13 protein-coding genes and 1 pseudogene are annotated in these 14,358 nt (G+C 69.1%); 8 read left to right on the top strand and 6 right to left on the bottom strand.

Going from position 1 to position 14,358, the window contains the following annotated elements; genetic code table 11:
* Positions 1–5: 5 nt before the first annotated feature.
* From ACWEMY_RS04985 to ACWEMY_RS04995, 3 genes are read left to right on the top strand one after another with little or no spacing between them, the layout of a single operon-like run.
* Positions 6–353, top strand: coding sequence for a hypothetical protein (locus tag ACWEMY_RS04985; RefSeq protein ID WP_375927556.1), 348 nt, complete (start codon positions 6–8; stop codon positions 351–353).
* A 6-nt stretch (positions 354–359) separates the two neighbouring features.
* Positions 360–893, top strand: a complete 534-nt coding sequence (locus tag ACWEMY_RS04990; RefSeq protein WP_452388943.1) for a hypothetical protein — start codon at positions 360–362, stop codon at positions 891–893.
* Positions 894–895: 2 nt separating this feature from the next.
* Positions 896–2,992: an MMPL family transporter gene (locus tag ACWEMY_RS04995; protein ID WP_452388944.1), complete on the top strand. Its 2,097-nt coding sequence runs from the start codon at positions 896–898 to the stop codon at positions 2,990–2,992.
* A gap of 311 nt (positions 2,993–3,303) precedes the next feature.
* Here ACWEMY_RS04995 and ACWEMY_RS05000 read toward each other — a convergent pair whose 3' ends face one another.
* The 6 genes and pseudogenes from ACWEMY_RS05000 to ACWEMY_RS05025 all read right to left on the bottom strand — a co-directional run bounded on the left by ACWEMY_RS05000 (position 3,304) and on the right by ACWEMY_RS05025 (position 10,602).
* A complete protein-coding gene (locus ACWEMY_RS05000) occupies positions 3,304–4,200 on the bottom strand; it encodes an MSCRAMM family protein (RefSeq protein WP_452388955.1) in 897 nt (298 codons plus the stop codon).
* Positions 4,174–6,441, bottom strand: a pseudogene (locus ACWEMY_RS05005) (MMPL family transporter); the annotation flags it as partial. The pseudogene ACWEMY_RS05005 and the gene ACWEMY_RS05000, both read right to left, overlap by 27 nt.
* A 162-nt stretch (positions 6,442–6,603) precedes the next feature.
* The gene (locus ACWEMY_RS05010; RefSeq protein ID WP_452388945.1) at positions 6,604–7,479 is read right to left on the bottom strand and encodes a heme ABC transporter ATP-binding protein; all 876 of its coding nucleotides are present in this window, start codon (positions 7,477–7,479) and stop codon (positions 6,604–6,606) included.
* Positions 7,476–8,594 carry a FecCD family ABC transporter permease gene (locus ACWEMY_RS05015; RefSeq protein WP_452388946.1) on the bottom strand — a complete coding sequence of 373 codons (1,119 nt, stop codon included), beginning with the start codon at positions 8,592–8,594 and terminating at the stop codon, positions 7,476–7,478. The genes ACWEMY_RS05010 and ACWEMY_RS05015 overlap by 4 nt, the downstream gene beginning before the upstream one ends.
* Entirely contained in the window at positions 8,591–9,607 is a 1,017-nt protein-coding gene (locus ACWEMY_RS05020; RefSeq protein ID WP_452388947.1) for a heme/hemin ABC transporter substrate-binding protein, read from the bottom strand. The genes ACWEMY_RS05015 and ACWEMY_RS05020 overlap by 4 nt, the downstream gene beginning before the upstream one ends.
* 17 nt (positions 9,608–9,624) lie before the next feature.
* The gene (locus tag ACWEMY_RS05025) at positions 9,625–10,602 is read right to left on the bottom strand and encodes an aldo/keto reductase (protein WP_375927545.1); all 978 of its coding nucleotides are present in this window, start codon (positions 10,600–10,602) and stop codon (positions 9,625–9,627) included.
* A 230-nt stretch (positions 10,603–10,832) separates the two neighbouring features.
* Between ACWEMY_RS05025 and ACWEMY_RS05030 the strand changes: the two genes are divergently transcribed.
* From ACWEMY_RS05030 to ACWEMY_RS05050, 5 genes are all read left to right on the top strand, one after another.
* Positions 10,833–11,762: an undecaprenyl-diphosphate phosphatase gene (locus tag ACWEMY_RS05030; protein WP_375935187.1), complete on the top strand. Its 930-nt coding sequence runs from the start codon at positions 10,833–10,835 to the stop codon at positions 11,760–11,762.
* Positions 11,763–11,793: 31 nt separating this feature from the next.
* Positions 11,794–12,510 carry a histidine phosphatase family protein gene (locus ACWEMY_RS05035; RefSeq protein ID WP_452388948.1) on the top strand — a complete coding sequence of 239 codons (717 nt, stop codon included), beginning with the start codon at positions 11,794–11,796 and terminating at the stop codon, positions 12,508–12,510.
* A gap of 50 nt (positions 12,511–12,560) precedes the next feature.
* Positions 12,561–13,148 (top strand): DUF3090 domain-containing protein, encoded by a 588-nt coding sequence (locus ACWEMY_RS05040; RefSeq protein WP_375927542.1) that lies wholly within the window; start codon positions 12,561–12,563, stop codon positions 13,146–13,148.
* A 5-nt stretch (positions 13,149–13,153) separates the two neighbouring features.
* Complete coding sequence (locus tag ACWEMY_RS05045; protein ID WP_452388956.1) at positions 13,154–13,951, top strand: SCO1664 family protein; 798 nt, start codon at positions 13,154–13,156, stop codon at positions 13,949–13,951.
* Between the two features lie 98 nt (positions 13,952–14,049).
* Positions 14,050–14,316, top strand: coding sequence for a hypothetical protein (locus tag ACWEMY_RS05050; RefSeq protein ID WP_375927540.1), 267 nt, complete (start codon positions 14,050–14,052; stop codon positions 14,314–14,316).
* Positions 14,317–14,358 lie beyond the last annotated feature (42 nt).

Below are 14,358 nucleotides of genomic sequence, written 5' to 3' on the forward strand. Positions count from 1 at the left end.
CCACGATGACACCAGCGGGTTTCGGCATCGATGACATCTCCGTCGGACCGTTCGCCCACGGCTTCGGAACCACCGAGGACGGGCGCCCCTTCGTCTTCCGCACCCGCGGCGCCACGCTGACCATCGAGATCTATCGCGCCGACCTGGGCGAAGCCGTGCCCCAGCCCGAGGACGTGGTGGCCACCGCACACGCCCAGGTGACCGACATCGACCTCGGCGACGAACGCAGCGTGAGCGCCTTCGTCCGCGATCTGCTGCACCACGCCACACCGGTCGCCGGGGCCGCGAGCCGGGACACCACGATGATGCGTGGCCTGCTGGGCCGGATCAGCGCGGCGATTGATGGTATGTAGATGGTGATGTCTTCCACACTTTTCGCCAGGGCCGCTGCGGCCACCGCCTGCCTCACGGCCCTCGTCGCGCTCACCGCGTGCTCGGGGACCACCGACGAGGCTTCGGTCGACGCGGCACGCTCCTCGGCCAACGCCTCCCTCGCGTCCTCGATCGCGATCTCCTCCAGCAAGGCGAATGCCCCGCTGCCGAGCGCCGCCGAGCTCGACGCGCAGATCAAACGCGCGCTGGACCCGAACCTGCCCGATGTCGAGCGCACCGACCTGATCGAGGACGGTGCCGCGTTCAAGGACGCCATCCCCGACATGTACAAGGCGCTGCGCGACAACCCGCACGCCGTGTACGGCGTGGTCGATCCGGTCTTCGACAACCGCGACGGCACCCTCACCGCCACGATGCGCCTGGACAAGGACGGTTCGGGCACCAATGTCCGCACCACCATCGTGCATTTCGTGTTGCTCGACGGTAAGTGGAAGATCTCGCGCACCGACCTGTGCGGCATCCTGCGCTCGGCCGACTACCGCACCGCCGCCTGCGGCTGACCATGCGGGAATCGCGTTCGATGCGGTGGGGCCGGTTCGTCCACCGCCACCGCTACCTCGTGCTCGGGCTGTTCGTCCTGACGGTGCTGATCTCCGGCTGGTTCGGCCGGGATCTGGCGGGCCGCTACACCCAGGAGGGCTGGTTCGACGAGTCGAGCCAGTCGGTGGCGGCCTCGAAACTGGCCGACGACACCTTCGGCCGCGACACCGACGGCGATCTGATCGTCATCTACACCGCGCCGCCGGGCACCACGGTCGACGACGCGTCGGTGCGCGGTCCGGTGACGGCCGCGCTGGCGGACCTGCGCGCGCGGTACGGCGAACGCATCCACAAGATCGACAGCTACTGGGACAGCCCTTTCTCGGCCAACGCCTCCGACCCCACCAAACAGCACGCGTTCGCCAGCATCGGCCTGGCCGGTGGCGGCGGAACAGCCACGGTCAACAACTATCTCGCGCTGAAACCGCACCTGAACGCGGACGTGCCGGGTGGGGGACCGGGCGGCACCACGGTGCAGCTGGCCGGCCTGCAACCGGTGGTCGAGGGCATCAATATCGGGATGCAGCACGACATCAAGCGCGCCGAGATCATCGCGCTGCCGATCGTGGCGATCCTGCTGTACTTCGTGTTCGGTGGCGTGATCGGTGCCCTGCTGCCGGTGATGATCGGCGGGCTCACCATCCTGGGCACCTCCGGAATCCTGCGTCTGCTCACCGCGCACATCGAGGTCAATGTGTTCGCCAGCGCGGTGATGACGCTGGTCAGCCTCGGCCTGGCGATCGACTACGGGCTGTTCACCGTGACCAGATTCCGGGAGGAACTCGCCGCGGGACGCGATGTGGAGGAAGCGACCGCCCGTACCGTCGCCACGGCGGGCCGCACCGTGCTGTTCTCGGCCGCGATCATCGCGGTGAGTCTGGGCGCGCTGTTCATCTTCCCCAACGGGGTGCTGCGTTCGGTGCCCTACGGCGGTATCTCCGCGGTCATGCTGGCGGCGCTGCTGTCGGTCACCGCGTTGCCCGCCGCGTTGAGCATCGTCGGTACCCGCATCGACTGGCTGGGCTGGAAGCGGTTCACCCGCAGCAAGACCGAGGCCGAGATCGACGCCGGATTCTTCTCCCGGCTGGCTCAGTGGGCGATGCGCAGGCCGTGGGCGGTGGTCGTGCCGATCGTGCTGGCACTGCTGGCCCTGAGTATCCCGATGCGCCACATCGAGTTCGGTGGCATCAGCGAGAAGTACCTTGCCGCCGACAATCCGGCGCGCGTGGCCCAGCAGGACTTCGACCGGCTGTTCCCTGGTTTCCGCACCGAGCCGCTCAAGCTGGTCGTCGTCGGGGCGTCACCGCAGCAGCTGAGCGACATCCGGTTCGAGGCCAATCAGATCCCGGGCCTGACCGGCAGATTCGAACCGGCCGCACCGACCAAGGACGATGTGAACGTCCTGTCGGCGGGCCTGAGCGACAAACGCGACGCCGACCGGGTGATCGACGCGCTGCGCGCCCTGCCCGCACCGCCGGGTGTGGACGTGATGGTCGCCGGCATCCCCGCGCTGGAACGCGACAGCATCAACGGCCTGATCGACGGACTCCCGCTGCTGCTGGCCATCCTGATGGCCGCGGCGCTGGCCCTGATGATGATCGCCTTTCGCTCGGTGATCCTGGCGATGAAGGCCGTCGCGATGAGCGTGCTCAGCCTGATGTCCACCCTGGGCGTGCTGACATGGATCTTCGTCGAAGGCCACGGCTCGGACACCTTCGCCTTCACACCGGGACCGCTGATGTTCGCGGTGGTGGCGCTGATCGTGACGGTGATCTTCGGGTTGTCCACCGACTACGAGGTGTTCCTGCTGTCCAGAATCGCCGAGAAACGCGCGTCGGGCGCCGATGCGACCGAGTCCATCCGCTACGGCGTCGCACACACCGGCGGCGTGATCACCTCGGCCGCGGCCATCCTGATCGTCGTCACGGGCGCGTTCGGCTTCTCGGATCTGGTCCTCATGAAGTACATCGCCTACGGCATGATCGTCGCTCTCATCATCGACGCCACGATCATCCGCATGGTGCTGACACCTGCCTTGCTGAAGATCATCTGGCGTTGATCGCCGCGGTGGTGGGGGAGTGACGGCCCGGGTTCCCCACCACCCGGCCGACGGGGTAGGGGCGAGCGGCCCTACGGATCGAGTCGGCGAAAAGTGGGCGGATCGCGTGGACTGACGAGCAGCCCGGTCGTCTCATCGGGTTCCTTTCAGCTTGTCACTGAACTACATTGTGATACGTGGATATGCGCATCTAAATATGTATCTCACCAGCCATCGTGTCCGACAAGCACACCGATACCAACCTTCCAAAAACATCAAGGACGGCGGAGGGTGGGCACCGCAACCGAAAGGTGGTCCCCACCCTCCGCCGTCTAATCGCTCATCGCGTCCGAGTGTTCGTCGAAGCTCAGGCGCATGTCGTGGCCGGTTTCGCTGCCGGAGATGGTGACCCGGCTCGTGGCCGGGGGATAGCTGCGGGCGATCAGGGTGTAGTCGCCGTCGGGCAGGTTGTGGACCGAGTATCGGCCGTCCTCGTCGGTGCGCGCGGTGCCGACGGCCGCACCCGAACTGTCGAGCACCGTCACGTGCACCCCGGACATGCCGCGTCCTTCGGCACGGACGGTGCCCGACAGCATCGCCATCGGCGCCAGCTCGACATCGAAACGCAGCCGACCGTTGTCGGGCACGGTGAGCGTGGTGGCGGTGGGCCGCATCTGCGCGGCGACCGCGACGAGGGTGTACGTGCCCGGCGCGATGCCGTGGCAAGCGTAGCCGCCGTCGGATGCCGTGACGGCCGCCCCGACGACCCGGCCGTGCAGGTCGGTCACGGTGATGGTGGTGTCGGCCACGGGTTTCCGGGTGATCGTGTGGACCAGGCCGGACAGTTCGCCGGACGCGTGCAGGGTGAGGTCGACGCGCTGAGCGACGCCGTCGGCGGTGGTCACGTGCACGGCGTCGGGTTGCAGACCGTGCGCCGAGACGATCAGGACATAGCGTCCCGGCACGGGCGGATCGATGGCGTAACCGCCGTTGTGGTCGCTGTTGGTCCGGGAGATCTGGTGGCCGTGTGCGTCGACCAGCGTCAGCACCGCGTCGGGCACCGGTTGCCCGCCGTCGCGGGTGACGCGACCGCCGATCGCCCGGGCGCCGGCCGTGATGAGGTGCCCGGTATCCAGGCCGCGCACCGTGCCGCCGTTGGTGAGCCGCGGCGAATCGTCGGGCTGCTCGGTGTGCTCGCCTGGCAGGCGCCGCAGTTTCGTGCCTTCCACGTCGATGACGGGCAGGAGACGGTCGAGCCATGCCGGGATCCACCACGACCATCTGCCCATGATCACCAGCAGGGCGGGGACCAGCACCATCCGTACCAGCAGCGCGTCGATGGCGACACCGGCGGCGAGCGCGAAGCCCATGGACTTCGCGGTGACGTCGGATTCGAGCAGGAAGGAACCGAATACCGAGATCATGATGACGGCCGCCGAGGTGACCACCCGGGCGCCGTGGTGGTAGCCGGAGATCATGGCGGCTTTCGGTGACTTGCCGTCGACGTATTCCTCGCGGATGCGGGTCACCAGGAACACCTGGTAGTCCATCGCGAGCCCGAATACCAACCCGATCAGCATGATCGGCAGGAAGCTGACGATCGGTTGCGGATCGGTGATCAGGCCGAAGGCACCCTGCTGGAAGACCAGGACCGTGGCGCCGAAGGTCGCCGCCATGGACAGCAGGAACCCGAGTGCGGCGGTGAACGGCACCAGAATGGACCGGAAGACCAGGATCAGCAGGATGAAGGCGGCGCCTGCGACGATCGCCAGATAGGGGACGATCTTGCCGAGCAGGACGTGGTCCATGTCGGCGTAGATGGCAGTGGTGCCGGTGATCCCGTATTCGATGCCGTATCGCTGGGTCAATGCGCTTTCGGCGGCGCGGGCCTTGCGGACGAGGTCTTTGGTGTCCTGGTTGTTCGGCCCGGATTTCGGTACGCCGTTGAGCAGTGCGCCCAGGCCGTTGTCGCTGAAGGTCGGGGTGCTGAGATGGTCCATCTGCGGAAAGGCGGCGAGCCGGTCGCGGAGTGCGTCGACGGCGGCGGCGCGGTCGCCTTCCGGGACGTGCTCGAGGTCGGCGACGACGGTGAGGACGCCGTTGCTGCCTTCACCGAATCCTTCGGTGCGCATGTCGTAGGCCTGCCGGGCGGTGGAGTCGGTGGGGAAGCTGTCTTCGCCCGGCAGCCCGAGCTGCAGGTCCAGTGCGGGCAGTGCCAGTGCGGCCAGGGCGGCTACCGACAGCAGCAGTGCGGCCCAGGGTGCGGTGCCGATCAGCCGGGCCACGCGCGTGCCGAAGGTGGTGGAGGTGTGGTCTTGCGGGTCGTGCCGGGCGACGAGCGGGAGCCGGGGAGTGAACAGGATTCGGCCGAAAGCGCCGAGCAGGGCGGGCATGAGCGTGATCGCGGTGAGGACCGCGAAGAACGCGGCGATGGCGCCACCGAGCCCCATGAAGGTCAAGAAGTCGACCCCGACGATGCTCAGCGCGCCGAGCGCGATGATCACGGTGAGGCCGGCGAACACCACCGCGGATCCGGCGGTGCCGACCGAGATGCCCGCGGCCTCTTCGGGATCGGCCGTCACCCGCAGTTCGTGCCGGTACCGGGAGACGATGAACAGCGCGTAGTCGATCGACAGTGCGATGCCGATCATCGATGCCAGGAAGGTGGTGAAGCTGGGTACCTCGATGATCGAGGTGCCCAGCAGGATGACCGACATCGCGGCGCCGAGGCCGACGATGGCGGTGACGATCGGGACGACGGCGGCGACGATGGCGCCGAAGGCGATCATCATCACGACCAGTGCCACGCCCATGCCGATCATCTCGGCTTGTCCACCGGGTTGCTGCTGTTCGTGTGCGATGGCGCCGCCGATCTCGACGGTGAGTCCGTGCGCGCGGGCGGAGTCGGCGACGTGGTAGGCGGCGGCGCGCTGCTGGGTGCTGACGTCGACGGCGGAGGCGATGTCGAACGGGACCGTGAGGACGGCGACGGTGGCCGGGGCGTGCGCATCGAGGACGTTGAGCGGTGCGGCCGAACAGAGGGCGGGGTCGGGGCCGGTGAGGCAGCGCATCGCCTGGGTGACGTCGACCGGATTCCGCAGTGCCGCACCGTCTTCGGCGGTCACGAGCAACTTGCCGTCGACCGTGAGTGTCCGCAGGTCGGTGATCATCGCGTCGAGGGCCGCGCGATTGTCCTTGTCGGTGAGTCTCGTTCCCGGGGGTGCGGCGAAGACGTAGTCACCGCTGACCGCGTCGATCCCGAATTGTTCGGACATGCCGGGGAACTGTTTGTCGAGGATTTCGGTCGCGCGTTCGGACGGCAGCGACGGCATGCTGAACTCGTCGCTCATCGACGTGCTGAGCACGGCGCCGGATGTCGCGAGTACGGCGAGGAACAGGAGCCAGGCGGGAAGGACGATCCACTTGCGCCGGAAAGCGAATTTTCCCCACCGATACAGGTATACGGACACGCAGGTTCTCCTAGAGGTAACCGGGTTGTGCCGAGATCAACTCGTAGACAGCCCCTGCGCGGCCCGCTGGTGCAGCGGAGCCGCCGCCTCCCGGCGCTGTCTACCTACCGTTCGGCCGCCACACTACCGAGCCGCGAACGTGGGACCGTCCTCGATGCGGCTTCAGCTGTGGGCATCCGGGTTCCGGTCGCGGTCGGGCAGGACCAGTTGTGCGCCGGTGGTGGGGTGGTCGAAGACGTCGACGGGGTGGCGGTAGACCTCGGTGAGGAGTTCGCGGGTGAGGACCGTGCGGGGTGGTCCGTCGGCTGCCACGCGTCCGCCGTCCAGGACGGTGACCCGGTCGGCGTAGGCGGCGGCGACGCCGAGGTCGTGGACCACGACGACGACGGCCGAGCCCGTGGCGGCGCGGTCGGCGGCCAGGCGCAGGACGGCTTCCTGGTGGCCGATGTCGAGGGCGGCGGTGGGTTCGTCGAGCAGGAGGGTGGCGGTGTCCTGGGCGAGGACGCGGGCCAGGGCGACGCGGGCGCGCTCACCGCCGGACAGGGAGGGGAAGGGGCGTCCGGCGAGGTGGGTGACATCGGTCGCGACGAGTGCGGCGGCGATGACGGTGTCGTCGTGTTCGGCGGCGGCGGTGTGCAGCCAGGGTGAGCGGCCCATGGCGACGACTTCTCTGGCCGTGAAGGGGAAGCCGACGGCATGGGACTGGGGCAGGACGGCGCGGCGGCGGGCCATGTCGGCGTGGTTCCAGTGGGTGAGCGCGTGGCCTTCGAGTTTCACGGTGCCCGTGCTGGGTTCCAGTTCGCCGGCGAGGGCGGCGAGCAGGCTAGATTTACCGGCGCCGTTGGGGCCGACGAGGGCGACGAGCTCGCCCGCGGCGACCTGGAAGTCGACATCGTCGAGGACGGTGCGCTGTCCTCGTCGCACGGTGAGCCCGGTGGCGCGCAGGGTGACGGTGCCGGGTTCGGGGCGAGGGGGCACGTCGGGGGTGCGGGCGAACAGGGATCGCCAGGAGGTGGTGCGGCGGGCGGTGTCGGTCATCCCCAGCCTCCCGCCCTGGCCCTGGTGCGGCGCAGCAGCCAGAAGAAGAACGGTCCGCCGATGAGCGAGGTCAGCATGCCCAGCGGGAGGTCGGCGTTGTGGACCAGGGTGCGGGCGAGCACGTCGGCGCCGAGCAGCACGACGGCGCCGAGGATGGCGCTGAGCGGGACGAGTACGCGGTGACCGGGCCCGACCATCATGCGGACCAGGTGCGGCACGATCAGTCCGACGAACAGGATGATGCCGCTGAAGGCGACACCGGCGGCGGTGAGCACGGCGACGACCACGATGACCTGCCTGCGCAGCCGCTCCACATCGACGCCGAGGTGGCGCGCGGCGGAGTCGCCGAGAGCGAGCAGGTCCAGTTTCGGTGAGATGAGGATGGCGGCGAGGATGCCGGTACCGGCGAGGGTGGCCACGATGGCCACCGAGGGCCAGGTGGCGCCGTTGAGGCTGCCGAGCTGCCAGAAGACGATCTGGTCGCGGGCGGCGGGGGAGGCGACGAACAGCAGCAGGGCGATGAGTCCGCCGGCGAAGGCGTTGATGGCGACGCCGGTGAGGATCAGGGTGACGACTTCGGTGCGTCCGCCGGATCTCGACAACAGGTACACCAGCGCGGTGGTGATGAGTCCGGCGACGAAGGCCGCGGCGGCGACCGACCAGGCGGCGACGAACGCGCCGCCGATCACGATCACCGTGCCCGCCCCGACGGCCGCGCCCGCGGAGACCCCGATGACGCCGGGTTCGGCGAGCGGGTTGGCGAAGACGCCTTGCAGTAGCGCCCCGGCGGTGGCCAGCGAGGCGCCGACGAGGATGGCCAGGGCGACGCGGGGGAATCGCACCTCCCAGAGGGTGACCTCGCCCGCCGGGTGCGCCGGGAGGGGGCCCAGATCCAGGCCGATGCGGTGGGCGATGCTGCCGAGGACTTCGGCGGCGGTGGTGGGGACCTGGCCCAGGACCGCCGAGACGAGGGCCAGGATCACCAGCGCGAGCAGCGCGAGCGCGAAGACGACGGTGACGCGGGTGGCCCGGTGCCGGGTGGGTGGGAGCGGGTCGGGGGTCGCGTCGGTGATGCGGGGTGCGTCCGGCGGCTTGGTCAGGTCGGTGTCGTTCATGCGGGTTTGCCGTAGACCGCGTCGGACAGTGCGGTGATGACGCGGCCGGTGTTGGGGCCGAAGCTGAGGATGACGGCGTCGGCCATGTCGACGACGCGGCGGTTGCGGCCCGCGGGGGTCTGGGCGATGCCGGGGACTTTCTCGAGTCCGTCGACGCCGCCGACGGATTTCAGGCCGTCGGACATGACCAGCAGCACGTCGGGTGCGGCGGCGATCATGGCCTCGCTGGTGATGGTGACGAACGGTTCGTTCACTCCGGCGGCGGTGCCCGCGTCGATGCCGTTGATGGCGGTGATGAGCGAGTCGGCGCCGGAGCCGCGTCCGGCCATCATGGTGATGGCGGTGCTGCGCAGGTACAGGAAGGCGATCTTGGGTCGCGGGTCCTGGAGGGGGACGCCCGCGGTGGCGGTGGCCATCTCGTCGCGGGTGCGCCGGCCCAGCCTTTCGCCTGCCTCGGGGACGCCGAGGGCGTCGGCGACGGCTTCGATCTGCGGGACGACGCCGTCCATGCTGCGTTCGGGGTCGAAGTAGACGACGGTGACGCCGGCGGCGCGGAGTTGTTCGCGGACGGCGGGGGCGGCGCTGGTGGTGTCGGTGAGGAAGACCGAGGGGCGCAGGGCGAGGACGGCTTCGACGCTGAGGCTGCCGTTGCCGCCCGCCACGTTGGTGACGTGGGCGACGGCGGGGAAGGACGCGGAGGTGCTGCGTCCGACGAGGTTGGCGCCGAGGCCGAGGGCCCAGACGGTCTGGGCGAGGGTGCCGTAGCGGTCGACGGCGATGATGCGGGAGGTGTCGGTGACGGTGACGTCGCTGCCGTCGTAGGACTTGACCGTGACCGGGAGTTTCGGGGTGGGTGTGGCGCCGTCGAGGGGGACGGGGTCGAGGTCGGCGAGTTGGGCGGTCGCCGGTCCACCAGAAATGGCAGTCGATGCAGAATTGCTTCCGGTGCAAGCGACGGTGCCGGTGAGCACCGTCGCCGCGAGCATCGCCGTCAACACACCACGCAGTTTCATGCAGGTAAGGCTAGCCATCATTCGGAACGGGCGCTCACGTCGTCCAGGGCGGCGGCGATCGCGCGCGGCAGTTCCAGGGTCTCGGCGGCCAGCACACCGGTCAGCTGGCCGATATCGCGGGCGCCGACGATCATGCTCGTGATGCCGGGCCGGTCGCGGATCCAGGCCAGGGCCACCGCCAGCGGTGAGGTGCCGAGGCCGTCGGCAGCGGTGACCAGGGCATCCACCACCCGCACGGCGCGTTCGTCGTCGAGCCTGCGCCGGATCTCGGCGGCGGTGGACTCGTCGGCGCCGCGCGAGTCGGCCGGTACGCCGTCGCGGTATTTCCCGGTGAGGATGCCCCCCGCCAGCGGCGCCGCGGCGATGGTACCGACCCCGTGGTGGCGGGCGGCGGGAATCACATCGTGCTCGGTGCCGCGAGCCAGCAGGGAGTACGTGGTCTGGGCCGCGGTGATCGGGGCGATGGCGGCGAGGCTGGCCAGCTGCCAGGCCGCGAAGCCGCGCACGCCCGCGTAACGGGTCCGTCCGGTGCGCACGGCGGTCTCGATGGTGGCCGCCACCTCGTCGAGCGGGGTGTAGGGGTCCCAGGCGGCGATGCTCCAGATGTCGAGATGGTCGGTGCCCAATTCGAGCAGGGTGCGGTCGAGTTGTTTGAGCAGGGTGCGGCGGGAGGCGTCGATGACGGGGCCGACCGCGGCGGGGGCGGGGACGTTGTCGCCGACTCCGCTGCCGGGGGCGTGCAGGACCACGCCCGCGCAGCCGCTGAGGACGAGGTCGTCGCGGGAGACCAGGTCACCGAGCAGATCGGCGAGGATCTGCTGGGCGGCGCCGTCGCCGTACATCGGGGAGGTGTCGACGAGCGTGCCACCGGCCTCGGTGAACGCCGCCAATTGCACCGCTGCCTCGTCGGCGTCGGTATGGGTGCCCCAGGTATGTGTCGCCAGGCCGATCCGCGACACCCGAAGTCCGCTGCGTCCCACCGTTCGCTGTTCCATCACCGCGCCCGCGCTTTCGTCACGGCGACCAGACTAAGCGCACAGCGCGGTCGCACCCGCCGACGACCCGCACTCTCAGCAGATCCCTAGGTGGGCGGGCGGCGACGGGCGACGGTGACGGGTAGGGTCGCTGCGAGGTCGCGGCCGTCGGTGCCGCACGCGCAAGCAAAAGCCCAGGAGGACGCGGTCTTTCGGGCGTGAGGCAGCAGGAGGACGTGGTGGGCGAGTCGATGACCTGGATACAGGCATTGGTACTCGGGCTGGTGCAGGGGCTCACGGAGTTCCTGCCGGTGTCCTCGTCGGGGCATCTGCGCATCGTCTCGGCTGTGTTCTTCGGTTCCGACGCGGGTGCCTCGTTCACCGCGGTGACCCAGCTCGGGACCGAGCTGGCGGTGCTGGTGTATTTCGCCAAGGACATCAAGCGGATCGTGATCGCCTGGTTCACCACGCTGGGGATGCGGCTGCGGGAGCGTTCGCAGGAGGCGGTGCCGGTCGGTGACCGGGTCACCACCAAGCTGCCGGTGATGGACCGCAGCGCGCGCGAGGCGCACGAGCGGGACGCGCAGCGTGAGCTGGACTACCGGATCGGCTGGTACGTGATCATCGCCACCATCCCGATCGGTGTGCTGGGTTTCCTGTTCAAGGACGAGATCCGGACCGGTGCGCGGAATCTGTGGCTGGTGTCGTTCATGCTGATCGCGTTCGCGCTGGTGATCGCGGCGGGTGAGCATTTCGGCAGCAAGGAGCGCCCGATCGAGAAGCTGACCACCCGTGACGGTCTGGTGATGGGTCTGGCGCAGTGCCTGGCGTTGATTCCGGGTGTGTCGCGTTCGGGCGCGACGTCCACGGCGGGTCTGTTCCTGGGTCTGCAGCGGGAGGCGGCGGTGCGGTTCTCGTTCCTGCTGGCGATCCCGGCGGTGACCGCGTCGGGCCTGTTCAGCCTGCCGGATGCCTTCGAACCGGCCGGTGAGGGGCTCAACGCGAGTGGACCGCAGTTGCTGGTGGCCACGATCCTGGCCTTCGTGGTGGGCTATGCCTCGGTGGCGTGGCTGCTGAAGTTCGTGGGCAAGCATTCGTTCTACTGGTTCGTCGGCTACCGGATCATCCTGGGCCTGGTGGTGATGGGCCTGCTCGCCGCGGGCGTCGTCTCGGCGACCTGAGCGGCGGCGCGGTGATGGTTAGGCTGTTGTCATGACGGTGATCCTGCTCCGGCACGGAGTGTCCACGTCGAATGTCGGACGGACCCTGGCGGGCCGGAGTCCCGGTGTCGAGCTCACCGAGCGCGGAACCGAGCAGGCCGTCGCGGTAGCCGACCGGCTGGCGACGTTGCCGATCGAACACATCGCCAGTTCGCCGCTGTTGCGCTGTCAGCGCACGGTGGCGCCGCTGGCGGAGAAGCTGGGCCTGGAGCCGGACTGTGACGAGCGGTTGATCGAGGTCGATTACGGCGAGTGGACCGGTCGCCCGATCGCGGAGTTGCTGACCGAGCCGCTGTGGAAGGTCGTGCAGGCGCACGCCTCGGGGGCGGTGTTCCCCGGCGGGGAGGGTCTGGCGCAGGTGCAGCAGCGCGCGGTGGCCGCGATCCGTGACATCGAGGGCAGGCTCGCCGAGGGTGCCGGGCGGGATGTGCTGTGGGTGGCGTGCGCGCACGGCGATGTCATCAAGGCGATCCTGGCCGACGCGCTGGGTCTGCATCTGGACGGTTTCCAGCGGATCGCGGTGGAGCCTGCCTCGATCAGTGTGGTGCGCTACGGGCCGCTGGGTCCGTCGGTGTGGAAGTTCAACGACACCGGCGCGGATCTGTCGGCGTTGTCGGGGGTGGCGCCCGCGCCGTTGGCGCCCGGTGGCGAGGTGGCGGTGGCCGCCGGCGCGGATAATGGGAATGCGGGGCACCGCGATTCTCCTTAGAGGGAGGGTGTTCGTGAGTGTCGAACAGGGTCACGTATCAGGAGGTGCATGTGTCACGCGCAATCCATGTATTCCGCACCCCCGATCGTTTCGTCGCCGGGACTGTCGGTGAACCGGGCGATCGTTCGTTCTACCTGCAGGCCGTGCAGGAACCGCGCGTGGTCAGCGTGCTGCTGGAGAAGCAGCAGGTGAAGGTGCTCGCCGACCGGATGGGGTTGCTGCTGGACGAGGTGGCGCGCCGTTTCGGTGCCGAGGTGCCGCCCGAAGGCGAGGACGTGCGCGATGTGGCGCCGCTGGTGACGCCGATCGATACCGAATTCCGGGTCGGGACCATGGGTCTGGGCTGGGATGCCGACGCGAACGCGGTGGTGGTGGAGTTGCTGGCGATCACCGAGACCGAGGTGGACGAGTCGGTGGTGCTCGACGACACCGAGGAGGGCCCCGACGCGGTGCGGGTGTTCCTCACGCCGATCCAGGCGCGGGAGTTCGCGTTGCGGTCGGCGCGGGTGATCGCGGCGGGGCGTCCGCCGTGCCCGCTGTGCGGTGAGCCGCTGTCGTCGCGGGGGCACATGTGTGTGCGCACCAACGGGTACAAGCGGGGCGAGATCTTCGGCGCGGCCGAGCTCGACGAGGAGTGATCGTGGTGCCGGCGCTGTCGGAGGGCGAGCTCGAGATCGTCGGGCGGGTCGGTGTGGCCAGCAATCTGACGTTGGTGTGTGAGATCGCGGCGCCCGAGCCCGATGGTGCGCCGTTGCGGGTGGTGTACAAGCCGGTGCGTGGGGAGCGTCCGCTGTGGGATTTCCCGGACGGCACGCTGGCGGGCCGGGAGGTGGCGTCGTATCTGATCTCCGAGCAGCTGGGCTGGGGGGTGATTCCGGAGACGGTGTTGCGGGACGGGCCGTTCGGGCCGGGGATGGTGCAGCGCTGGGTGACCTCGGTGGACAATCGCACCGATGCCCGGCAGCGGCTGGATCTGGTGGATCTGTGCACGCCGGGCTCGGTGCCCGCGGGGTTCTGTGAGGTGTTGCGCGCGCTCGACGGTGAGGGCAACGAGGTGTCGCTGATCCATGCCGACGATCCGCGGTTGCAGCGGATGGCGGTGCTGGATCTGTTGCTCAACAACGCCGATCGCAAGGGCGGGCACGCGCTGGAGGGGGTGGACGGGCAGGTGTACGGGGTGGATCACGGGATCTGCCTGCACAGTGAGCCGAAGTTGCGCACGGTGTTGTGGGGGTGGGCGGGTACGCCGGTGCACGAGTCGCTGATCACCGATATCACCGGGTTCGCGGCGAATCTACCCGGTGCGGTGGCCGATTCGCTGGCGCCGCACATCACCGACGTGGAGATCAGCGCGTTGACCGAGCGGACCAAGGCGTTGCTCGAGAATCCGGTGATGCCGCTGCCGAATTCGGCGCGCCCGATTCCCTGGCCCGCGTTCTGAGTGGTTGTGATCGGGTCCTGAATGGCCTGTTGGCTGGTCAGGGCCGGTGCTAGTGTGCTCCAAGCACTTTCGTCACAACGCAAGATCAGAGGAATTACATGTCGACTCGTTCGATTGTCACCACGTCCGCGGCGGCGCTGCTGCTCACCGGAGCGGTCGCCGCGGTCGCCGCGCCCGCGCAGGCGTTCCCGGCCGGCTGGTGGTCGGAGAAGACCTTCGTGTGCACCGCGACCGATCGCAACGGTGCGCCGCTGCCGGATGTCACGGTGGAGGCCGCCGACCAGGTCGGTGCGTCGTTCTACGCGCTGCCGCAGTTCGGCCCGGATGTCGACGGCGCCAACGTGCAGTGCTACGAGCAGGCCTGATAGGTCTGTGCTGACGCGAGGTGTCGCCGCTCCCGACGCGCG

It is taken from the genome of Nocardia sp. NPDC004415 (genome assembly GCF_053602435.1).